We start from the raw sequence: 21,629 nt of genomic DNA, 5'->3' as shown, positions 1-21,629 counted from the left end.
GCCGCGTCACCTCCTTACCTGTCAATTCTCTTCAGCAGTGTCGCCGCCGACAACCGCCTCGTCGGCCTCGGCGTCCGGGATGGTGTCGACCACCCCGACCATCGCGTGCCGCAGCACCTGGTCACCGAGCTTGTAGCCCTGGCGCAGGACGGTGCCGATCACCGAGTGGGTCCCGTCGCCCTCATGCTGGACCGCCTCGTGCAGCGACGGGTCGAACTCGTCGCCCTCGGCGCCGAACGACGACAGTCCCATCCCGGTGAGCGCACCGGTCAGCTTGTCCGCCACCGCTTTCAGCGGACCCGATTCCAGGTCGCCGTGGCTGCGGGCGCGGTCCAGATCGTCGAGGATCCCGAGCAGTTCGGTCACCACGGCGGCCTTGGCCCGGTCTGCGACACCTTGCTGGTCGCGCAGCGCCCGCTTGCGGTAGTTGGCGAAGTCCGCCTGTACCCGCTGCAGGTCGGCGGTCAGCTCGGCGACCTGGTCGGCCTGGGCGTCGGCGGCCGGCTCCTCCGGTGCCGGCCCACTAGGGGCCGGCCCGGAGGAACCCTCCCGCACCTCACCGGTTTCCGGGTCGATGCGCCGCTTGTCGGTGACGGTGATGGTCTCCGGAGACGGTTCGCGCGAATGTTCTTCGCTCACTTGGTGTCTCCGTCGTCGACCACCTCTGCGTCCACGACGTCGTCATCGCCACCGGAGGGGCCGCCGGCCTCACTGGCGGCCTGCTCGGCCTGGGTGGCCTCGTAGATCGCCTGACCCAGCGCTTGCGACTCGACGCCGAGCTTCTCCATCGCGGACTTGATGGCGCCGATGTCGGTGCCCTCCAACGCCTTCTTCGCGTCGCCGATCGCGGCGTCCACCTTGGCGAGGGTGTCCTCGGGGACCTTCGAGCCACCTTCGGCCTCGCGCTGCTCCTTGACGAACTTCTCCGTCTGGTAGACCAGCGACTCGGCCTGGTTGCGCACGTCGGCCTCTTCCCGACGCTTGCGGTCCTCCTCGGCGTGCGCCTCGGCGTCCTTGATCATCCGGTCGATCTCCTCCTGGGACAGGCCGGAGCCCTCCTGGATCTTGATCGTGTTCTCCTTGCCGGTGCCCTTGTCCTTGGCGGTGACGTGCACGATGCCGTTGGCGTCGATGTCGAAGGTGACCTCGATCTGCGGGACACCGCGCGGGGCCGGCGGGATACCGGTCAGCTCGAAGGAGCCGAGCAGCTTGTTGTGCGAAGCGATCTCACGCTCACCCTGGAAGACCTGGATCTGCACCGACGGCTGGTTGTCGTCGGCGGTGGTGAAGGTCTCGCTGCGCTTGGTCGGGATGGTGGTGTTGCGCTCGATCAGCTTGGTCATCACGCCGCCCTTGGTCTCGATACCAAGCGACAGCGGGGTGACGTCAAGCAGCAGAACGTCTTTCACCTCACCCTTGAGCACACCGGCCTGCAGCGCGGCGCCCACCGCGACGACCTCGTCCGGGTTGACGCCCTTGTTGGGCTCCTGGCCACCGGTCAGCTCCTTGACGAGCTCGGTGACCGCGGGCATCCGGGTGGAACCACCCACCAGCACCACGTGGTCGATCTCCGACACCGAGATACCGGCGTCCTTGATCACCGACTGGAACGGCTTGCGGGTGCGGTCCAGCAGATCCTGGGTGATCTTCTGGAACTCCGACCGAGTCAGCTGCTCGTCGAGGAACAGCGGGTTCTTGTCGGCGTCGACGGTGATGTAGGGCAGGTTGATGGAGGTGCTCTGCGAGCTCGACAGCTCGATCTTGGCCTTCTCGGCTGCCTCACGCAGCCGCTGCATCGCCATCTTGTCCTTGGTCAGGTCGATGCCCGAGGTGCCCTTGAACTTGTCGACCAGCCAGTCGACGACACGGTCGTCCCAGTCGTCGCCACCGAGGTGGTTGTCACCGGAGGTGGCCCGGACCTCGACCACGCCCTCGCCGATCTCCAGCAGGGAGACGTCGAAGGTGCCACCACCGAGGTCGAACACCAGGATGGTCTGTTCCTTGTGGCCCTTGTCCAGGCCGTAGGCCAGCGCGGCCGCGGTCGGCTCGTTGACGATGCGCAGCACGTTCAGGCCGGCGATCTGGCCGGCTTCCTTGGTGGCCTGCCGCTGGGCGTCGTTGAAGTAGGCCGGCACGGTGATCACCGCGTCGGTGATGTCCTCGCCGAGGTAGGCCTCCGCGTCACGCTTGAGCTTCATCAGCACGCGGGCGCTGATCTCCTGCGCGGTGTAGTCCTTGCCGTCGATCTCGACTTTCCAGTCCGAGCCGATGTGGCGCTTGACCGAGCGGATGGTGCGGTCGACGTTGGTGACCGCCTGGTTCTTGGCGGGCTGGCCGACCAGCACTTCGCCGTTGCGGGCGAACGCGACGACCGATGGGGTGGTGCGCGAGCCCTCCGAGTTGGCTACGACGACGGGGTCGCCGCCCTCCAGCACTGCGACGCACGAGTTGGTGGTCCCGAGGTCGATTCCGACCGCACGAGCCATTGTGGTTCCTCCCTGGTAGACGATATCCCTAGTCTGAGCGGACTGCGCTCAAGGATGCTCCTTGGGCGGCTTGGCTGTCAACCCAGACTTGAGTGCTTCTGACTCAACTTGTCGAAGTGGTCAACGGGCTGGGTTCCGGGTTTGTTCCCGGCCCTACCCCGAGCTGCGGAGACCCGGAACGATGAGGCAACCCGCACGCGCGCATCAACATCGGCTGATACTGTAATATCGATTAAGTATCACCGTATCTAGTTTGGAAATCGGGGTTCTGATGCGCGTTTCTTCGATCGCCTACGCCGCGGAGTACTGGCTTGCGCCCGAGCGGTTCTTCGCCCGCACGACCCGACTCGGTGACCGTTTCCTGTTCAACCTGCCTGGCGCCGTCGATGCGTTCTGCGTCACACATCCCGACGACGTCAGACAGGTGTTCAAAGCGAGCGACTCGGTGCTGCAGCTGACACCGGCGATGGACCGCTTCGTGCCACACCATGCGATCTTCGGCGAGTACACCCTGATCAGCATGGAAGGCAGCCGGCACACCACCAACCGGCGCTATGTCAGCCCGCCCTTCCACGGCAAGGCGCTGAAGACCTACGAAGAAGCCATGGTGCGCCTGACCGAGAAAGCACTTGCGACGTGGCCAAAGGGTGAGGAGATCAGCTTCCGGGATCGCTCCGGCCCCGTCGCGCTCGATATCGTCGCCGAAGTGATGTTCGGTGTGACCGACCCGCAGCGCTCCCATCGTGTGCACAAGGCGGCGATCGCGTGGCTCGACTCGATCCGCACCACACGGCTTGCCATCCAAACCGCTTGGGCCACAGTCCGCGGCGGTAAGTGGACCGGAAACTACGACTCGATCACGAACGCCCGGTTGGCGGTCGAGGCTCTGGTGCAGGAGGAGATCGACGAGCGCCGACGCACCGGCAACGATGCGCGTGACGACGTATTGGGCATCTTGCTCGGTGTCCGTGACGACGACGGCAATCCGATGCCGGACATCATGGTGCGCGAACAGGTCGCAAGTTTGCTGATCGCCGGCTACGAGACCACAAGCCAAGCGCTGTCCTGGCTCGGCAACGAGATCACCCGCGTACCCGAGCTGCTCGAGGCACTGACCGAGTCCGCGCAAGGCGACGATCCGGCGTGGATCGACGCCACAATCTATGAAGTGCTGCGGATGCATCCGCCGGTGATGTTCAACGCGCGCTACGTCGTCGAGCCGTTCGCATTCGACGACGGAGTGGAACTGGAACCCGGTCGAATCATCATGCCGTTCACCTACGCTGTGCACCGCCGTGAGGACCTCTACCCCGAGCCGGACAAGTTCCTGCCTGAGCGCTTCCTCGGCACTCGCCCCAAAGCCTCCGAGTGGATCCCCTTCGGGGGCGGTAGTCGCTACTGCCTGGGCGCACCCTTCGCACTGTTCGAACTCCGGGTAATCCTGCGAACAATCCTGCGCCACGCCCGCTTCCGCGTCGCGACCAAACCGGTCGAACCCCCAGTGCGCATGAATGTTTCGCTGGTGCCAAAGCACGGCGGGCGCGTTGTCCTCGACCCCGCATGACTCCTATCATGGGCTGGTGCCGAACGGGTCCACAGACGAACTGGGCGAGCGGATCCTTCAAGCGGCGCTGACGTGCTTCCAGGAGGTCGGGGTCCGGCGCACCTCGATAGACGACATCGCCCGCGCGGCGAGAGTGGGCCGGATAACGGTCTTCCGGCGCTTCGAAAGCAAGGAGCGCTTGGCGCACCTCGTTCTGCTACGGGTCTTGGAGCAGACGGCCGAGAAGGTCCGGCTTGCGTTCATCGGCACCCAGGACCTCGAAAGCCGGCTCACCGAAGCCATTTTCACATCCGTGAAAGAGATCCGCGACCATCCTCTCTTCGTGAAACTGATGAAGACGGAGCCCGACTTGTTTGTGGGCACGGTCACGACCGAGGAGATGAGTGCGATCGCGCTCATGCGGAACTCAGTGACCGGCTGGCTGGGCTCCAGCGGAGGCGGACCGCTGAGCGATGAGGACGCGGCCATGGTCGCGGAATCAACCGTGCGCCTGGGTGTGTCGCTGATCCTCGCACCCGGTGGCCCCATTCCCCTGCACGACGACGGGGGTATGCGCGCGTTCATCGCGCGCTATCTCGTTCCGGGGATCGCACGGCTCGCCACCGGGCCGTGTGATTGAGGGTGTTTATATGGCGTAGCCGCTTGGGAGATCATTCTCTCGCAGGTCAGCTCCGGCCGGCATCGCTCGCGCCCGCCGGCAGCACAAACGCCGACCGCGCGGCGACGGTTGCCAGCTGCCTCATCAGCAGTGATTCCGGAATGAGTCCGGTGGCGCGGCTGACGGCGGCGCTGAGGAAGTCGGGTCGTACGTTGACGGCCTTGCCGAACCACGCCGACTCCCGAACCAGCGGTGCCACCCGCGGCCGACGGAAGGCGACGAACCGGGCGAACGCGGTGGGCAGGTCGGGCGCCCGGTCGACGAACTCGGCCAAGATCGCGGCGTCTTCCAGGCCCTGGCAGCCGCCCTGCCCAAGATGCGGACGCATGGGATGGGCCGCGTCGCCGACCAGCACGATCGGTCCGCGCGCCCAGTGACGAGCGGGTCCGCGGTCGTAGAGGTCGTCGCGCAACACGTCAGCGTGCGAGGTCGCACCGAGAATGCTCGGGATGGGATCACACCAATCGGCGAACTTACCCCGCAGGTAGGCCAGCTCCCCCTCGCGCGCTCGCTGCCCCTCGGCGACCCGCTCGGTGGCAAACCAGTAGGTCAGGCCCGGCCCCATCGGCACATGCCCGGTTTCGACTCCGGGCCCCATGGTTTCCCCCGCCAGGTCCGGATCCAGGGCATAGGCAGCGACGCCTCGCCACGCGGTGTAGCCGACGTAGCGTCGCCGCAGCGGGCCGTTGAGATGGCGGGCCAGAACCGAATGGGTGCCGTCGGCGCCGACGACGGCATCGAAAGCCCGGACCGAGCCGTCCGAGAGTCGCAGCGCGACAACGTCTCCCGCCATCGTCACGTCGACGGCGGCGAGCCCGTAGTGGAGGCTGCCCGCCGCCAACGCGTCGGCCAGGATGTCACGCAGTACCGAGCGCTGCACCACCACGAGCGGTTCACCAAGGGCTCGGACCATCCGTTCGGCAGCCGGGCGGCGCAGCCACGACCCGTCGTGCCAGCGTGCCGCACCGGCGGTGATCCGGCCGCCCGCCGCGCGGACCGCATCGCCGAGACCGAGATGGTCCAGGGCGGCCAGGGCATTGGGCCAGATGCTGATCCCAGCGCCCGACGAGGTGTCGGTCCGTTGTTCGACGACGGTGACCTCGTGACCGCGGCGCTGCAGCCCGACCGCGGTCGCCAGCCCGGCGATGCCGGCCCCGACCACGCCGATCCGCTTGCTCATCGGGCCGGACCGTCGGCGCCGTGGGCAGCCAGCCAGGCCGCTCGCCGTCTGTTGGAAGCTCGAGAAAGCCAGGCGTCCTGGACTATCTCGGCCAGTTCACTGTTGCTGATCGCGTGCAGGTCAGCCTCCCGGACGAGAACGGACGGATGACCGTTGAAATGGTCAGTGGTGAAAAACGGTGTCGTGGGGTCTTGGATGAGGGCCTGTTTGTCGGCGTCGGACTCGACCCAGATCACGATGACATCCGGATAGGGTTCACCCGTGACGGGATCCTTGGCGTCGGGCCGCGGGGTACGGAAGAACACGAACGACTTGCCGCCCACCTGGTAGATCGGATTGCCTTTCGGCCCTTCGATTCTGGTGACGTGGGGCATCGACGCGGCGACCTCATGCACGTCTGTGACTCGCGCGGGTCGATCGGCCATAACCGCAACCGTAGTCACCCGTCGAACAGCAGGCGCGCGATCCGCTCGACCGTGGCCATCGGATCGGCGGCTTTCACGCCTGCGTTTACCGCGTCATTGAGCCACAGCGTCGAAAAGCCGTGCACCAACGACCAGGCGGCCAGCTCGGCGCCGGCCGGATCGGCACGCGCAGCCGCGTCCTGAAGCGTCGCCACACCACGGGAAAGTTCGGCTGCCGCAGCGGCTTCCGCGGCGACCAGCTCGGCAGCGGAGGGATCCAGCAGCGACTTGTCGAACATCACCTCGTAGTGGCCCGGATGGTCAAGCGCGAACCGCACATAGGCCAAAGCGGCGTCGACGAACCGGCCCCGGGCTGCGGTGAGCGCGGCACTCAGCAGCTGAAAACCCTCGGTGGCCAGCGCGGTGAACAGCCCCCGCCGATCGGTGAAGTGATGCGCCGGGGCGGCATGCGAGACTCCGGCCGCGCGGGCCAGTTCGCGCAGCGATACCCGGTCGGCACCCTGCTCGGCCACCAGGCGCGCGGCTTCGGCCAGGATCACGGCGCGCAGATCGCCATGGTGGTAGGTCGAACGGGCCATGGCGCCACCCTACAAGACAATCTTGACAGCGACTAGATATCGGTCTTACGCTCGGCGTCATAACTTGTCACTGTCTAGATCTGGAGGTGGTCATGGCTCCCCTGGTCACACTGTTGGTGGGCAGCTTTGCCGCGCGGCTCGTCGGCTGGTTGGGCGTCGACTACGTGGACAGCTGGGCTCGCGCGATCGCCGTCGGCCTGGCAGCAATGTTCTTCGTCACGGGTGCGGCGCATTTCGCGCCACCGCTGCGCAGCCAGCTGATCGCGATCGTTCCCCCGGCACTGCCGGCGCCGGGACTGCTGGTCAGCATCACCGGCGTACTGGAGCTGCTGGGCGCCGTGGGCCTGTCGCTTCCCGCCACCCGCGTCGCCGCGGCGGTCTGCCTGCTGCTGTTGATGCTGGCGATGTTCCCGGCCAACATCTACGCCGCCCGGATGCCTGATCCGCCCAAGTCGATGACGACCCGACTGCCGGTACGCACCGCCGAGGAGATTCTCTATCTGGCCGCCGCGGCGGCGGTCGCAGTCGCTGGGTAGATCGGTCGCGTCAGCGCGTCGCGTCGACGGCGTCGGGCAGGGCGCTGAGGAGCTTCTCGTCGGCCGTGAGCAGGGTCAGCCGCTCCGCGGTGGCCTGGGCGACCAGGATCGCGTCGAACGGATCCCGGTGTGGCAGAACGGTGTGGCCCGATGCCAGGGCATGACGGCGGGTGACCGGCAGGTCACGCAATCCGGACCGTTCGATCGCGTCGTCCAGGTCAGCGGGCAGGGCGAGCTTGCCGAGGTTCGCCTTGATGGACATCTCCCAGGCGCTCGCACCCGAGAAGAAGACGACCTCGCCGGCAGTGATCCGCTCTCGTGCCCGCTCTCCCAGCCGGGGGCTGCCGTCGAGCAGCCACAGCACCACGTGGGTGTCCAGCAGCAGACCGGTCATTCGGTTCCGAACAGGGCGTTGATCGCCGGGTCAACGTCGTCGAAGTGTTCGTCGTCGTAGCCGAGTCGTCCGGCGGCCACCCCGAAGGCGATGTCGACGCGCGGGTGCGGGACCAGATCGGCGACCGGTTTGCCGGCCCGAGCAATCGTGATCGTCTCGCCGTTCTCGACCCGAGCCAGCAGGCTCGACAGGTGTGTCTTCGCGTCATGGATGTTCACGGTTGACACGCCAGCCAGAGTACCGGCCTTAGTCCAGTCGGACTAAGGCCGCGGCGGAACGAGACACCGCAGGAAATCTCTACAACCAGGGCATCATCGGGTTCTTCGCCTTCGAGAACACCGTCGACGACGTCGGCAACCGGTTCAACTCGCTGTAGCGAAACCGCAGGGCCCGAGCGCCATGGGTTTTGGTCCTGACCAGCAACCCCGGTGCGTTACCCTCGCAGCGATGTCACTTTCCCCCGCCCCGCATCCGATTTCCCCGGCTGCGCTGGCCCGCGAGGACGCGGGCTACCACAAGGACCTGGCCCCCCGGCAGCTGCAGATGATTGCGCTCGGAGGTGCCATCGGCACCGGGCTGTTCCTGGGCGCCGGCGGCCGGCTGGCCTCGGCCGGGCCGGGCCTGTTCATCGTCTACGCGGTCTGTGGCGCCTTTGCCTTCCTTATCCTGCGTGCGCTCGGCGAGCTGGTGCTGCACCGGCCGTCGTCGGGATCGTTCGTCTCGTACGCGCGTGAATTCTTCGGGGAGAAGACCGCCTACGTCACCGGGTGGCTGTACTTCCTGAACTGGTCGATGACCGGCATCGTCGATACCACGGCTATCGCCAGCTACTTCCACTATTGGCACCTGTTCGAGGTGATCCCGCAGTGGACCCTGGCGTTGATCGCCCTGCTGGCGGTGCTGTCGATGAACCTGATCTCGGTGAAGCTCTTCGGTGAGCTGGAATTCTGGGCCGCGCTGATCAAGGTCATCGCGCTGCTGACGTTCCTGGTCGTCGGGACCATCTTCTTGGGCGGCCGCTACCAGGTCGACGGCCAGGAAACCGGCCTGCACCTTCTGTCCCAGAACGGCGGGTTCCTGCCGACTGGGCTGCTCCCGCTGGTGCTGGTGACCTCTGGGGTGGTGTTCTCCTACGCCGGGGTCGAACTGGTCGGCACCGCCGCCGGCGAAACCCAGGACCCCGAGAAGGTCATGCCGCGCGCGATCAACTCGGTGGTGGCCCGCATCGGGATCTTCTACGTGGGATCGGTGGTGCTGCTGGCGCTGCTGCTGCCCTACACCGCCTTCAAGGAGCACCAGAGCCCGTTCGTCACGTTCTTCTCCAAAGTCGGTTTCACCGGCGCCGGCAGCCTGATGAACCTGGTCGTGCTGACCGCCGCGTTCTCCAGCCTCAACGCCGGGCTGTACTCCACCGGACGGATCCTGCGCTCGATGGCGGTCAATGGCAGTGGTCCGGCGTTCACCGCCAAGATTTCGAAGAACGGCGTGCCCTACGGCGGCATCCTGCTGACCAGTGGAGTCGGCCTGCTGGGCGTCGTGCTCAACGCATTGCGCCCCGGGCAGGCCTTCGAGATCGTGCTCAATATCGCCGCGGTCGGGGTGATGGCGGCGTGGGCGACGATCGTGGCCTGCCAGCTGCGGTTGCTCCGGCTGGCCAATGCCGGCGTGCTGCGACGACCGTCGTTCCGAATGCCGCTGGCTCCCTACAGCGGGTACGCGACCTTGGTGTTCCTGGCCGGTGTGCTGGTGCTGATGCTGTTCGATCACCGCAGCGGCCCGTTCGTGTGGGGGGTGCTGATCATCGGCACGCCCGCACTGATCGTCGGCTGGTACCTGGTGCGCGGGCGGGTGCAGGCCGCGGCCGCGGTTTCCGAAACGCCCGCCGAGCAGACTCCGACTGTGACCGTGCAGCCGGATCCGGACGAGTAGAAGGCCCGAAACACATGGCCCGCAATCGTTACGCAGCCAAACCCCCGCTGTATGGAATGGTGCTGGTCTTCTGCGCCATCGCCATCGTGGCCGTCACCGCCTACCTGCACGCCGGCTGGTGGTCGGTGGCGGGTTATGCGCTCGCCGCGGTGACGGCCGTCGCCGGTGCGGCGTTGGCCTTCCGCGACTTTTCCTGACCGCAGGCTTGCCACTCGGCGTGCGCCCACTGCGAAAAGTCGGGCACCGAACTCGTACCGCGCGTCACTACAGCCACTGATGTCACTGGGTGCGTACGCTGGGCCGCAACACAGCGCAGCGGGGGAATGAGTGCGGGTACCAGACCAGGCGAAACGCAGGACGGCCGGAAAGCTGACACTGGCGGCCGCGCTGCTGCTGACGGGCTGTAGCACCACCGTCGATGGCCACCCGACCGCAGCTCCGGGCGGTGGGCCGCCGGAGCCGTCGTTCCGGCCGCCCCGCACCAGCACCGCACCGCCGAGCCCGCCGAGTCCGACCAAGTCGGCCGTCCCGAACCGGCCGGCCGAGGCCATCCCGCTGCCTCCCGACGACAACGGTTACGTCTTCATCGAGACGAAGTCCGGCCAAACCCGCTGTCAGATCTCCTCTCCACAGGTCGACTGCGAGGCGCAGTTCACCAACACCCCGCTCAAAGACGGCCAGCACGCCAACGGTGTCAGTGTCAGTGCCGACGGCACCGTGCAGTGGGTGGTGGGCAACCTGGGCGATATCCCGGTCGTCACCATCGACTACCTGACCTACCAAGCGCAAGGATGGACGATCAACGCCGATATCAACGGCACGCGGTTCACCAATGACCGCACCGGCCACGGCATGGTCGTCAGCATCGACAACGTCGATACCTTCTGATTTTTCGCCCAAGTCGGCTGTCAGCGCCTTCCGTTACGATCGGTGAAATGGCGCGCTTCGGATCTTCAGACGGTTCCGGCAAACCCGGCGAGGACCAAACTCGGTCCGTGCCCTACGGCCATCGCGGCCCGCAACCGCCCGGACCGCCCCCGGCTCCGTTCGGCCCCGCCAACCCGGCGCGGAACCCTGGAGAGCCCGGCTACCAGCCCGGGAACGCCCCGACCCAATACGCCGCCTACAACGCCTTCGACGAGCCGACCGACCCGCAGGTTGTGGATTTCGCTGCGTCGTCGGCCACTCCGTGGTTTCGCCGCCGGTCGGTGCTGATCGCCTGGTTCGGCCTCATCGCGGTGATGCTCGCGCTGGTGATCTGGGGAATCATCCAGCTGACCAGCCGCGGGCCCGGCGGCGGGAGCACCACCCCGGCGACCAGCTCGTCAAGCACCACCAGCACCACGGCCAGCACCAGCAGCACGACCAGCTCATCGAGTGCGTCCAGCACCACCGCACCGACGGCGGCCCCGCCCCGACAGGCCCCGCCGCAGCAGCCCCCGGCACAGCAGGCACCGGCACCCAGCGAGCCGCCGCACCGCCACCGACCGCATCTGCCGTCGGTGATCACCATCCCGCCGATCCCCAAGGTTCCGGAGCTGCCGACGGTGATCACGCTGCCGCCGCACCGGTAGCCCACCGGCCCGGTACTCTCGCCGCATGCAACCACCGCGGCGGTCGGCCTGGCTCGGCATCGATGTGGTGGCCGTTCTGATTTTCTGCGCCCTCGGCCGGCGTAGCCACGATGAGGGCATCACGCTCAGCGGCTTGGCGACCACGGCCTGGCCGTTTCTCAGCGGCACCGCGCTGGGCTGGCTGGTGTCGCGCGCCTGGCGCAGTCCCACCGCGCTCTGGCCCACCGGGGTGACGGTCTGGATTTCGACGGTGCTGGTCGGCATGCTTTTGCGCGAAGCGACCTCGGCCGGCGTGGCGAAGAGTTTCATCCTGGTGGCGTCGACGGTCACCGCCGTCTTCCTGCTCGGCTGGCGAGCTGTGGTCGAGCTTGTCGCGCGGCGGCGTTTGGACAGCTGACGGGTTTCGGCCAGTGTCGTCGCGGGTTTTCGTCAGGCGCGGCCCCTACCCTCGGTCCGTGTGAACCGATCGCCGGACGACCCGAACAACGAGCCGACCCAGATGGCCGGCTACGGCGACGGCGACAACGGCAACTATGGCGAGCCGGCCTACTACAGCGAGTACCGCGAGCCCACCGGACGCCAGCCCGAGTGGAACGAACCGCCGCCGACCCCGTGGTATCTGCGACCAGTCGCGCTGGTTTTCCTGGGCGTGCTGACCGCAATCCTGATCGCGCTGCTGGTGTGGGGCATGGTCCGGCTGGTGAACAAGGAACCGATCCCGACCGCGCCGGCGACCAGCTCAGTGACATCCACCACCACCGCCCCCGCGGAGGAGGCCCCCGTCCCGGCGCAGCCCCCTGCCGACGCCACCACCGACGAAAATCCACCGCCGGCGACGGAAACCGAGCCCCCCGCGTCCACCACCGAGGCACCAAGCACCACGGCGACCACCGAACCGCCCACCACCACCGAGCCGCCGACCACCACCGCAGCACCGAGCACCACCACTGCCCCCGCCACGCCTACGCGACGGCCGCCGGCGATCGTCATACCGCTGCCCGGACTGTGATTTCCCTAGGGCCCGAGCCACCACGAAAGCCCGTCTGAACAGTCGCGGGCCGATACAGTTAGGCCAGCCTTTGTCGCGCTGAACGGCCTCGGAGTGGCACTATGGGCGAGCACCGAGCAGGGCTTGAACTGGTGCTGCGCAAGATTGGCGTAAGTTACCCGTCAGTAACCCTAGCTAAGTTACTGATCGGTAACTTGTGGATGGGAGAGGCTCTCCGTGACCGAAAATACCCAGATGCTGATCAGGCTGGTGGTCGGCCTGTCCATGACAGCACTTGTTGGCATGTTGGCCGCCCGCCGGGTGTTCTGGCTCTTCCGACTGGTCATGTCCGGTCAGAAGGTCGGCGCCGAGCGGACGAACGACATCAAGTCCCGGATCGAGACCCAGATCCGTGAGGTCGCCGGCCAGGCCAAGCTGCTGAAGTGGAACATCCCCGGGATCGCGCACTTCTTCACCATGTGGGCGTTCTTCGTGCTGATCACGGTGTACATCGAGGCCTACGGCCAGATGTTCAACCCGCACTTCGCCATCCCGATCGTCGGCCGCTGGGACGTCCTGGGCTTCATGCAGGACTTCTTCATCACCGCGGTCACCCTGTCGATCTTCGTGTTCATGGTCATCCGGGTCCTGCGTAACCCGACTGAGCACGGCCGGTCGTCGCGGTTCTACGGCTCGCACAACGGCGGCGCCTGGCTGATCCTCGTGATGATCCTCAACGTGGTCTGGACCTTCCTGCTGCTGCGCGGCGCCGCGGTCAACACCGGCACCCTGCCCTACGGCAAGGGCGCCTACCTGTCGCACCTCATGGGCAAGCTCATGGCGCCGCTGGGGCTCGCTGTCAACGAGAACATCGAAACCGCCGCGCTGCTGCTGCACGTTGCGGTGGCGCTGGGCTTCCTGCTGATCGTGCTGAACTCCAAGCACCTGCACATCTTCTTGGCCCCGATCAACGTCACCTTCAAGCGACTGCCCAACGCCCTGGGCCCGCTGCTGCCGATCGAGTACCAGGGCGAGCCCCTGGACTTCGACAACCCGCCGGAAGACGCGGTGTTCGGCCGCGGCAAGATCGAGGACTTCACCTGGAAGGGCATGCTCGACTTCGCCACCTGTACCGAGTGTGGCCGCTGCCAGTCGCAGTGTCCCGCGTGGAACACCGGCAAGCCGCTGAGCCCCAAGCTCGTCATCATGGACTTGCGCGACCACTGGATGGCCAAGGCCCCCTACCTGCTTGGCGACAAGCCGATGCCGACCGGTGAGGTCGACCTGGCCGACGCCAAGCCGCTGCCCGGCCACCACGTGCCGGAGAAGGGCTTCGAGCGCATCGGCGGCTCCGGCCCGGCGCAGGCCGTCCGCCCGCTGGTGGGCACCGCCGAAGAAGGCGGCGTGATCGACCCCGACGTGCTGTGGTCGTGCACCAACTGCGGCGCCTGCGTCGAGCAGTGCCCGGTGGACATCGAGCACATCGACCACATCGTCGACATGCGCCGCTACCAGGTGCTGGTGGAGTCGGAGTTCCCCTCCGAGTTGGGTGTGCTGTTCAAGAACCTGGAGAACAAGGGCAACCCGTGGGGGCAGAACGCCAAGGAGCGCACCGCCTGGATCGACGAGCTCAACTTCGACATCCCGGTCTACGGTCAGGACGTCGACAGCTTCGACGGGTTCGAGTACCTGTTCTGGGTGGGCTGCGCTGGGGCCTATGAGGACCGCGCCAAGAAGACCACCAAGGCGACCGCCGAGCTGCTGGCCGCTGCCGGCGTGAAATTCCTGGTGCTGGGCACCGGGGAGACCTGCACCGGTGACCCCGCCCGGCGTGCCGGCAACGAGTTCCTGTTCCAGCAGTTGGCCTCGCAGAACGTCGAGATGCTCAACGAGGTGTTCGACGGCCTGGACAGGCCCGACCGCAAGATCATCGCCAGCTGCCCGCACTGCTTCAACACGATCTCCCGCGAATACCCGCAGCTGGGCAGCGAATACACCGTCCTGCACCACACCCAGGTGCTCAACCGACTGGTCCGGGACAAGAGACTGATTCCGGTCGCTCCGGTGTCACGGGAGGTCACCTACCACGACCCGTGCTTCCTGGGCCGCCACAACAAGGTCTACGAGCCGCCGCGTGAGCTGGTCGAGGCGTCGGGAGCCAACCTGGTCGAGATGCCCCGAAACAAGGACCGCTCGTTCTGCTGCGGCGCCGGCGGCGCCCGGATGTGGATGGAAGAGCACATCGGCAAGCGGGTGAACCACGACCGCGTCGACGAGGCGCTGGCCACCGGTGCCACCACCATCGCCACCGGCTGCCCGTTCTGCCGGGTGATGGTCAGCGACGGCGTCGACGACCGCATCGAAGCCTCCGGGCGTTCCGGCGTGGACGTGCGTGACATCGCCCAGCTGCTGCTGGAGTCCCTGGACATGTCCACGGTGACGTTGCCGGCCAAGGGCACCGCTGCCGAGGCCGCCGCCAAGGCCGGCCCGAAGAAGGTCGAGGAGAAGGCACCGGCACCGGCTGCCGTGGCCACCGCGACGGTGGAGAAGCCGGCTGCCGAGGCCAAGGCCGCGGCCCCGGTCAAGGGCCTGGGGATGGCCGGCGGCGCCAAGCGCCCGGGCGCCAAGAAGGCGGCCCCGGCCGCTGCTCCGGCCGCCGAGGCCCCCGCTGCCGCGCCGGCCGCACCCGCAGCCCCGGTCAAGGGGCTGGGGATCGCCGGCGGCGCCAAGCGCCCGGGCGCCAAGAAGGCAGCTCCGGCGGCGGCTGCGGCTCCGGAAGCGACCACCGCTGCCGAGCCCGCCGCACCGGCGGCGCCCGCAGCACCGGCGGCGCCGGCGGCACCCGTCAAGGGTCTGGGTATGGCCGCGGGCGCCCGTCGGCCCGGCGCCAAGAAGGCCGCTCCTGCTGCCCCGGCAGCTGCGGAAACGGTGGCGACGGCCGCTGAGCCGGCATCGACCGCCACCGAGCCCGAGGCGACTGCGGAGGCTGCCCCGATCGAGGCCCCCAAAGCGGAGGCCCCCAAGGAACAGCCGCCGGTGAAGGGGCTGGGCATCCAGCGCGGAGCGCGGCCGCCGGGCAAACGCTGAGATAACAGGTTGGGGCCGTATAGGTGCATATACGGCCCCAACTTGTTTCTCGGGCAAATTTTGATTGGACAGCTATGGGACCATTGTCGACGTGACCGCTCATTCGTTGCCGCATCAGATGCCCTGGCCTGCCACCGGCAGTCAGCCACGGCAGCGTACGTTCGCGCAGTCGACCAAGCTGCAGGACGTCCTGTACGAGATCCGCGGTCCGATCCACGCCCAGGCGGCCCGGATGGAGGCCGAGGGGCACCGGATCCTCAAGCTCAACATCGGCAACCCGGCACCGTTCGGGTTCGACGCGCCCGACGTGATCATGCGGGACATGATCCAGGCGCTGCCGTACGCGCAGGGCTACTCGGACTCCCAGGGCATCCTGCCGGCGCGCCGCGCGGTGGTCACCCGCTACGAACTGGTTGAGGGCTTCCCCCGCTTCGACGTCGACGACGTCTACCTCGGTAACGGCGTATCCGAGCTGATCTCGCTGGTGTTGCAGGCACTGTTGGACAACGGCGACCAGGTCTTGATCCCGGCCCCGGACTACCCGCTGTGGACGGCGTCGACGTCGTTGGCCGGTGGCACTCCGGTGCACTATCTGTGCGACGAAACCCAGGACTGGCAGCCGGACATCGCCGACATGGAGTCGAAGATCACCGAACGCACCAAGGCGCTGGTGGTGATCAACCCGAACAACCCGACCGGGGCGGTCTACAGCCGCGAGGTGCTCAGCCAGATCGCCGAATTGGCCCGCAAGCACCAACTGTTGCTGCTCGCCGACGAGATCTACGACAAGATCCTCTATGACGACGCCGAGCACACCAGCCTGGCCACCCTGGCGCCGGATCTGTTGTGTTTGACCTTCAATGGCCTGTCAAAGGCATACCGGGTGGCCGGCTACCGCTCCGGCTGGCTGGCGATCACCGGACCCAAGGAGCACGCGACCAGCTTCCTGGAGGGCATCAACCTGCTGGCCAACATGCGGCTGTGCCCGAATGTGCCTGCCCAGCATGCCATTCAGGTGGCGTTGGGCGGCCACCAGAGCATCGACGACCTGGTGCTGCCGGGTGGGCGGCTGCTCGAACAGCGGGACGTCGCCTGGAGCAAGCTCAACGAGATTCCGGGCGTCTCCTGCGTGAAGCCCCGAGGTGCGCTCTACGCGTTCCCCCGGCTGGACCCCGAGGTCTACCCGATCGACAACGACGAGCAACTGGTGCTGGACCTGTTGCTGCAGGAGAAGATCCTGGTCACCCAGGGCACCGGGTTCAACTGGCCGGCGCCGGACCACCTGCGCATCGTCACCCTGCCGTGGGCCCGCGACCTGTCCAGCGCCATCGAGCGCCTGGGCAACTTCCTGGTCAGCTACCGGCCCTAGTCCTTCGGCGAGCCTTCCCCGTCCACAGGGAATCTCACGACGTCACAGCGGCGTGTCGCGTCGCCATATTCCCACTCGACGGCTCGCACACGCCCCCACCGGGATCGCGTGCGCGACAATGCCGATGCCCCAGCCGAGGATGGGCCAGACCGGCCAGAAATACCACTGCCCCACGGACACCGCGGTCACCAGCCAGATCCCGACCATCAGCGCCGACACCGCCAGATAAGCGCCCAGGTGAATCCGCACGCCGCGCCGGGCGGCAGCGCTGCGCTGCGCACGACGACGCGGGTCTCGCCGGCTGATCTGCGCGACAGGCAGGTCGGCGGCCAGCTCACGGAGCGCTCCGGCGGTCTGCGCCGCAAATGCCCGGCCCAGTCGGGTCTCGTACTCCTCCATCGACAGGTAGCCCTGACTGAACGCCTGCCCGAGCTGGTCGGCGGTACGCTCTCGCTCCGGATCACCCACTCGTACAGCAGAATCCGTGGTCATGTCGCACCCCTATTGCCCGGTCGGCACCCAGTTGCCGTGAAATCCGGCGGGAACACGGTGCGGCAGGTGGATGGCCGCGAGGTCTTCCAACGTGGCCGCGTCCAGGATCGCCAGCTCGCTGGTGTCGGTCGTGCTGTCATAGACGAAGCCCATCAACACGCCGTCGTCTTCGGCCGCGTCCGCCGTGGTCGGATGGAAGACGAACTCACCCAACTGTTTTCCATCACCGAAAGACCGTGTCGCTGTCGACCCGCCGACAAGGTCGTGCTTGAGCAGGGTCGCGTCCGGCACCACACCGTTGCCGATACTCACCGAATAGCCGAACCGGTGCCGCTTGCCGACCAGTCGTTCGTCAACCCGGGGGAACTCCTGGCCACGGTCGTCCACCCGAGATTCGCGAACCTTGCCGTCGGCCAGGTCGACGGTCCACCGTTCCAGCGTGGGCAGCCCCTCGGCGGGGCCACGCATCTCGGTGTCGAACATCTTCGGATGCCGGACCACGTCGAGTACGACGGTGTCACCCTCGTCGTAGGCATTCATCGGATGGAACACGTAGCAGGGCTCTACCTCGAACCACCGGACGTCGTCGTTTCCTCCGTCACGCGGCATGACACCCACCCGCGCAGGGTATTTCGGGTTCCACCGATACGGCATGGTGCGCACGCTGCTCTTGGGCATCGGCAGCCGGGCCATAATCGGGTCCGGGATGCGCACCCGTCCGATCAGCGCCGACATGATCAGCCGTACCGGTAGCCGCAGGCCGGGCGGCGCCGCACCCTGGGCCACTTGGCGGGTATCGAACGTGACCGGCAGATCATAGAAAACGACGTGGTTCTCGGTGAGCGAGAAGTCGTGCATCATCGGCGAACCGGTGACTTCGATGTCAACGGTGCGCCGTGCCCGGCCGTCGGTGCCGATCACCGAGTACTGAACGCTGTTGCCACGGTTGAACGCGTACGAAACGGCATGCAGCTCACCGGTGTCGGGGTCACGTTTGGGGTGCGCGGTGTATCCGCCCGACAACGTGCCGTCGAAGTCGCAGGTGCCGACGGTGTCCAGCTCGTCGGTCAGCTCGTAGCAGGAGATGCCACCCTCGATCAGCGCGAGGGTACGCCCGGCGTGGCCGATCACGTTGGTGTTGGCGCCGATCCCGGACGGCCCGGTATGCCGACCGGGTGGCGGCGTCTCGCCGAGCGCGGCTGCGGTCTGCGGGCCGCGTACGTAGCGGTTGCGGTACCACTCGGCCTTGCCGTCGCGCAGGCGCAGTCCGTGGACCATGCCGTCACCGATGAACCAGTGATAGAACGCGGGATCGATTTCGCCGACCGGGTTGGGCCCGTTACGCAGGTAGCGCCCGTCCAGGTAGTCCGGGATGGTCCCGGTCACCGTCAGCTCGGTGAGGGTGTACTCCTGTGCGATCGGCGCGAATCCGCCCTGAAGGTAGGGGTTGGTCATCGGACGCCTCCTGTCCATAACAACGTTATGGACATGTATAACACTGTTATGACATCATGGCAAGGGTGAGCTCGAATCCGCGTGATCGGCTGATCGAGGCCGGTACCCGACTGCTGGACAGCGAAGGCCCCGAGGCATTGCAGGCTCGGAAAGTCGCCGCCGAGATCGGAGCCTCCACCATGGCCGTCTACACCCACTTCGGCGGGATGAACGGGCTGCTGGAGGCGATCGTTTCGGCAGCGTTCGAGCGTTTCGGCGCCGCGCTGGCATCCGCACCCCGGACGGACGATCCGATGGCCGACTTCTTCTCCATGGGCTACGCCTACCGGGAGTTCGCGTTGGCCAGCCCGCAGCGCTATCGGCTGATGTTCGGGCTCGCCGCGCCGCAGAAATTCCACGTACCCGAGACGCCGGTAGCGACGGCGACCTTCGACCAACTCGTCGCCGCCGTCGAGCGGATCATCGCCACCGGCCGGATCCGCCAGGACGACACCGTCGAATTGGCCGGGCGAATCTGGAGCATGATCCACGGTGTGGTGCTCCTGGAACTGGTCGGCACCTTCGAGCAGGACGGCCGCGCCCTTACCCACATCCTCGGCCCGATGACGGTCGACATGTTCGTGGGGATGGGCGACAGCCGGGAAAACGCCGAGCTGTCGCTGCGACGGGCGACCGACGCGGTTCGGGTGTGAGCACCCGTCACCGACGATCCAACAACCCCATCAGGTAGTCGCCGTAGCCGGACTTGCACAGCGCCGCGGCACGAGCGGCGAGTGCGTCGTCGTCGATGAACCCCATCCGCCAGGCCACCTCTTCGGGCACGCCGATCTTGAGGCCCTGACGGCGCTCGACGGTGCGGACGTAATCGCCGGCGTCCAGCAGCGAGTCGAAAGTCCCGGTGTCCAGCCACGCGGTGCCGCGGGCCAGCGTCTCGACCGTCAGCCGGCCCTGGTCGAGGTAGGTCTGGTTGATGTCGGTGATCTCGTACTCGCCGCGCGCGGAAGGCTTTAAGCCCCTGGCGATCTCGACGACGTCGTTGTCGTAGAAATACAGCCCGGGCACCGCGTAGTGCGACCTGGGCGCGGTCGGCTTCTCCACCACCGACACCGCTGACCCGTTCACGTCGAACTCGACCACACCGTAGGCCGACGGGTCCGCCATCCAGTACGCGAAAATGACCGCGCCGGAAAGAAACTGGTGTCGCCGCAGACTGGTTCCCAAGCCGGCACCGTAGAAGATGTTGTCCCCCAGCACCAGGGCGACAGAGTCGGTGCCGATGTGGTCGGCGCCGATCACGAACGCCCGTGCCAGTCCGTCGGGCTGCTCCTGGATGGCGTAGCTGATGTCGACCCCGAATGCGCCGCCGTCGCCCAGCAGTCGCTGGAAGGCGGGCGCGTCATGGCCGGTGGTGATCACCTGGATGTCCCGGATACCCGCCAGCATCAGGGTGCATAGCGGGTAGTAGACCAGCGGCTTGTCGTAGACCGGCAGCAGCTGCTTGCTGACGCCCATGGTGATCGGATGCAGGCGGGTACCGGAGCCACCGGCCAGGATGATCCCGCGCATGCCGCTTAGCCTAACCGCGGCGATCGCGTGCTAGTCGACCCGATCGGCTTCGGTGAGGTCCGTGGAGGCCAAGGCGTCGTCCAGATCGTCGTGGCGGAATACCGCGGTGACGCGGTCGTGCACCACCCGGAAGGCGACCGCCTGGGCTGCTGCCCCCGGTTCCGCGGGGGCCAGTTCGGCCACCACCACGCCGTCGTGCACATACATCCGGCCGAGTCCGCCGCTCACCGCTACCGACGCGGCCCACCGCCGCAAGGCCTGATGGCCCTGCCCCGCCCCGTCGGCGTCAGCCACCTCGATATCGTCGCTGGACAGCTGTTCCAGGGTGTCCAGATCACCGGCAGCCAGGGCGTCGTGCCAGGCGAGGACCGTTGCGATCTCCGATGTGCTCATGGTCGCCAAAACTACCGCCCGATCAGAAGGCGGTGTGGTCGACCCAGTTCTGCCACACCGCGGCATCGCCGAAGACCGCGATATCGGTGTCGGCCACCGGCACGCGGCGCATCACCGCCAGCAACAGGTCGCGGGCCGAACCGCGCAGGGCCACTGAGCCTTTGCCGTGCTCATGTGACCAGCTCACCGTGTCGGCACCGGCCGGACGGCTGATGGTCCACTCCCCTGCCGAGCCGAGGCCATCGTCGGTGGCATGCAGGTGCACGCTGTGGCCGTCGGCCAGCGGCAATGCGTGTCCGTTGCGCGCTACGAGTGCGGGAATCAGGTCCAGCAACTCACTGATCCCGTCGGCGGCCAACTCCGGTGACAGGCTGAAGTCACCGCCGAGCGCCAGCACGGCATCCGCGCGGTGCACGGTCGCCTCGTGCAACCGGCGGCGCACCCACCACGAGGCCGGACGAGGTCCCATGAACGTCCACGCCGGCGTGTCCGGCCCACTCTGCGCGACCGCATCCAACACCCGCTGAGCCCCGTCGTGCAGCCACTCGATGGCTGCGTCCGGCTCGGCGGGCGGCTTGCCGTCGATGACATCGCGCGGATCCAGCGGGCTGTCCATACGGTCGGCGATGATCTGTGCGGCCCAACGGTTTCCGCGCCCGAAGTGCCGAAACAGTTGAGTGAGGTTCCACTCCGGGCAGGTGGGGACCGCCAACTCGGGATTCCCGGTGCGGATCAGCTCCCCGAACGCGCGCGTCTCATCGAGCAGTGCTGCGGCGTAGTCCACGCCGTCAGGCTAGTGGATTGTGTGCCGGCTCAGAAGGGCCAGCCGTGGCACCGGATTGGGGCTGTCGATCGTTGACTCGCTGACCCGGGCGCACCACGGCTCCGTGACCGTCAGCTCTCCGCCGGGTCAGGGGTGCACGTTCCGGGTCTCGCTGCCGCGTCTTGCCGACAC

The 21,629-nt window shown here is 67.1% G+C and carries 24 protein-coding genes and 1 pseudogene; 12 read left to right on the top strand and 13 right to left on the bottom strand.

Translation table 11 applies throughout. The features are described 5' to 3' along the window. Positions 1-21: 21 nt before the first annotated feature. Both grpE and dnaK read right to left on the bottom strand, forming a co-directional pair. Entirely contained in the window at positions 22-639 is a 618-nt protein-coding gene (grpE, locus tag ABW16_RS15985) for a nucleotide exchange factor GrpE (protein ID WP_200900674.1), read from the bottom strand. After that, positions 636-2,486, bottom strand: coding sequence for a molecular chaperone DnaK (gene dnaK, locus ABW16_RS15980; RefSeq protein WP_047320183.1), 1,851 nt, complete (start codon positions 2,484-2,486; stop codon positions 636-638). Before dnaK ends, grpE begins: the two co-directional genes overlap by 4 nt. Positions 2,487-2,757: 271 nt before the next feature. Between dnaK and ABW16_RS15975 the strand changes: the two genes are divergently transcribed. Together ABW16_RS15975 and ABW16_RS15970 are read left to right on the top strand one after the other, a co-directional pair. After that, positions 2,758-4,050 carry a cytochrome P450 gene (locus tag ABW16_RS15975; protein WP_233424790.1) on the top strand — a complete coding sequence of 431 codons (1,293 nt, stop codon included), beginning with the start codon at positions 2,758-2,760 and terminating at the stop codon, positions 4,048-4,050. Positions 4,051-4,066: 16 nt separating this feature from the next. After that, entirely contained in the window at positions 4,067-4,669 is a 603-nt protein-coding gene (locus ABW16_RS15970) for a TetR/AcrR family transcriptional regulator (protein WP_047320181.1), read from the top strand. 46 nt (positions 4,670-4,715) lie between these two features. On the opposite strand, the gene ABW16_RS15965 is transcribed toward ABW16_RS15970, so the two are convergent. From ABW16_RS15965 to ABW16_RS15955, 3 genes are read right to left on the bottom strand one after another with little or no spacing between them, the layout of a single operon-like run. Beyond that, positions 4,716-5,888, bottom strand: a complete 1,173-nt coding sequence (locus ABW16_RS15965; protein ID WP_047320180.1) for an FAD-dependent oxidoreductase — start codon at positions 5,886-5,888, stop codon at positions 4,716-4,718. Next, the gene (locus ABW16_RS15960; RefSeq protein ID WP_047320179.1) at positions 5,885-6,313 is read right to left on the bottom strand and encodes an MmcQ/YjbR family DNA-binding protein; all 429 of its coding nucleotides are present in this window, start codon (positions 6,311-6,313) and stop codon (positions 5,885-5,887) included. The genes ABW16_RS15965 and ABW16_RS15960 overlap by 4 nt, the downstream gene beginning before the upstream one ends. A 14-nt stretch (positions 6,314-6,327) precedes the next feature. Next, entirely contained in the window at positions 6,328-6,891 is a 564-nt protein-coding gene (locus ABW16_RS15955) for a TetR/AcrR family transcriptional regulator (RefSeq protein ID WP_047320178.1), read from the bottom strand. Between the two features lie 92 nt (positions 6,892-6,983). Here ABW16_RS15955 and ABW16_RS15950 point away from each other — a divergent pair, with 92 nt between their 5' ends. Continuing rightward, positions 6,984-7,427, top strand: coding sequence for a DoxX family protein (locus tag ABW16_RS15950; RefSeq protein ID WP_047320177.1), 444 nt, complete (start codon positions 6,984-6,986; stop codon positions 7,425-7,427). 10 nt (positions 7,428-7,437) lie between these two features. On the opposite strand, the gene ABW16_RS15945 is transcribed toward ABW16_RS15950, so the two are convergent. Beyond that, positions 7,438-7,821, bottom strand: a complete 384-nt coding sequence (locus tag ABW16_RS15945; RefSeq protein ID WP_047320176.1) for a type II toxin-antitoxin system VapC family toxin — start codon at positions 7,819-7,821, stop codon at positions 7,438-7,440. Next, the gene (locus tag ABW16_RS15940) at positions 7,818-8,048 is read right to left on the bottom strand and encodes a type II toxin-antitoxin system Phd/YefM family antitoxin (RefSeq protein ID WP_047320175.1); all 231 of its coding nucleotides are present in this window, start codon (positions 8,046-8,048) and stop codon (positions 7,818-7,820) included. The genes ABW16_RS15945 and ABW16_RS15940 overlap by 4 nt, the downstream gene beginning before the upstream one ends. A 220-nt stretch (positions 8,049-8,268) precedes the next feature. Here ABW16_RS15940 and ABW16_RS15935 point away from each other — a divergent pair, with 220 nt between their 5' ends. From ABW16_RS15935 to ABW16_RS15925, 3 genes are all read left to right on the top strand, one after another. After that, complete coding sequence (locus ABW16_RS15935; protein ID WP_047320174.1) at positions 8,269-9,750, top strand: amino acid permease; 1,482 nt, start codon at positions 8,269-8,271, stop codon at positions 9,748-9,750. Positions 9,751-9,764: 14 nt separating this feature from the next. Further along, the gene (locus ABW16_RS15930; RefSeq protein ID WP_047320173.1) at positions 9,765-9,947 is read left to right on the top strand and encodes a hypothetical protein; all 183 of its coding nucleotides are present in this window, start codon (positions 9,765-9,767) and stop codon (positions 9,945-9,947) included. Positions 9,948-10,077: 130 nt separating this feature from the next. After that, entirely contained in the window at positions 10,078-10,638 is a 561-nt protein-coding gene (locus tag ABW16_RS15925; RefSeq protein ID WP_047320172.1) for a hypothetical protein, read from the top strand. 235 nt (positions 10,639-10,873) lie between these two features. On the opposite strand, the gene ABW16_RS15920 is transcribed toward ABW16_RS15925, so the two are convergent. Next, positions 10,874-11,329, bottom strand: a complete 456-nt coding sequence (locus ABW16_RS15920; protein ID WP_047320171.1) for a hypothetical protein — start codon at positions 11,327-11,329, stop codon at positions 10,874-10,876. Positions 11,330-11,349: 20 nt separating this feature from the next. On the opposite strand from ABW16_RS15920, the gene ABW16_RS15915 reads away from it, so the two are divergent. From ABW16_RS15915 to ABW16_RS15900, 4 genes are all read left to right on the top strand, one after another. Next, the gene (locus ABW16_RS15915) at positions 11,350-11,721 is read left to right on the top strand and encodes a DUF3054 domain-containing protein (RefSeq protein ID WP_047320170.1); all 372 of its coding nucleotides are present in this window, start codon (positions 11,350-11,352) and stop codon (positions 11,719-11,721) included. Between the two features lie 60 nt (positions 11,722-11,781). Further along, positions 11,782-12,333, top strand: a complete 552-nt coding sequence (locus tag ABW16_RS15910; protein WP_052956943.1) for a hypothetical protein — start codon at positions 11,782-11,784, stop codon at positions 12,331-12,333. Between the two features lie 234 nt (positions 12,334-12,567). After that, positions 12,568-15,399, top strand: a complete 2,832-nt coding sequence (locus ABW16_RS15905; protein ID WP_047320272.1) for a (Fe-S)-binding protein — start codon at positions 12,568-12,570, stop codon at positions 15,397-15,399. 64 nt (positions 15,400-15,463) lie between these two features. Further along, on the top strand, positions 15,464-16,768 hold the full coding sequence (locus tag ABW16_RS15900; protein ID WP_047320169.1) for a pyridoxal phosphate-dependent aminotransferase: 1,305 nt from the start codon (positions 15,464-15,466) through the stop codon (positions 16,766-16,768). Between the two features lie 42 nt (positions 16,769-16,810). On the opposite strand, the gene ABW16_RS15895 is transcribed toward ABW16_RS15900, so the two are convergent. Together ABW16_RS15895 and ABW16_RS15890 are read right to left on the bottom strand one after the other, a co-directional pair. Next, entirely contained in the window at positions 16,811-17,260 is a 450-nt protein-coding gene (locus ABW16_RS15895; RefSeq protein WP_047320168.1) for a DUF1707 domain-containing protein, read from the bottom strand. Positions 17,261-17,269: 9 nt separating this feature from the next. Then, positions 17,270-18,715, bottom strand: a complete 1,446-nt coding sequence (locus tag ABW16_RS15890; RefSeq protein ID WP_047320167.1) for a carotenoid oxygenase family protein — start codon at positions 18,713-18,715, stop codon at positions 17,270-17,272. Positions 18,716-18,771: 56 nt separating this feature from the next. Here ABW16_RS15890 and ABW16_RS15885 point away from each other — a divergent pair, with 56 nt between their 5' ends. Further along, positions 18,772-19,407: a TetR/AcrR family transcriptional regulator gene (locus tag ABW16_RS15885; protein ID WP_200900673.1), complete on the top strand. Its 636-nt coding sequence runs from the start codon at positions 18,772-18,774 to the stop codon at positions 19,405-19,407. A gap of 7 nt (positions 19,408-19,414) precedes the next feature. On the opposite strand, the gene rfbA is transcribed toward ABW16_RS15885, so the two are convergent. From rfbA to ABW16_RS15870, 3 genes are read right to left on the bottom strand one after another with little or no spacing between them, the layout of a single operon-like run. Then, on the bottom strand, positions 19,415-20,281 hold the full coding sequence (gene rfbA, locus ABW16_RS15880) for a glucose-1-phosphate thymidylyltransferase RfbA (protein WP_047320165.1): 867 nt from the start codon (positions 20,279-20,281) through the stop codon (positions 19,415-19,417). Positions 20,282-20,311: 30 nt separating this feature from the next. Beyond that, positions 20,312-20,674 carry a nuclear transport factor 2 family protein gene (locus ABW16_RS15875; RefSeq protein WP_047320164.1) on the bottom strand — a complete coding sequence of 121 codons (363 nt, stop codon included), beginning with the start codon at positions 20,672-20,674 and terminating at the stop codon, positions 20,312-20,314. Between the two features lie 22 nt (positions 20,675-20,696). Then, on the bottom strand, positions 20,697-21,458 hold the full coding sequence (locus ABW16_RS15870; protein ID WP_047320163.1) for a maleylpyruvate isomerase family mycothiol-dependent enzyme: 762 nt from the start codon (positions 21,456-21,458) through the stop codon (positions 20,697-20,699). A gap of 34 nt (positions 21,459-21,492) precedes the next feature. Here ABW16_RS15870 and ABW16_RS24520 point away from each other — a divergent pair. Then, positions 21,493-21,629, top strand: a pseudogene (locus ABW16_RS24520) (ATP-binding protein); the annotation flags it as partial.

It is taken from the genome of Mycolicibacter heraklionensis, assembly GCF_001021505.1.
Taxonomy (GTDB): domain Bacteria; phylum Actinomycetota; class Actinomycetes; order Mycobacteriales; family Mycobacteriaceae; genus Mycobacterium; species Mycobacterium heraklionense.
The sequence above is the reverse complement of the archived record's forward strand: the minus strand, read 5'-3'. Positions and strand labels throughout refer to the sequence as shown.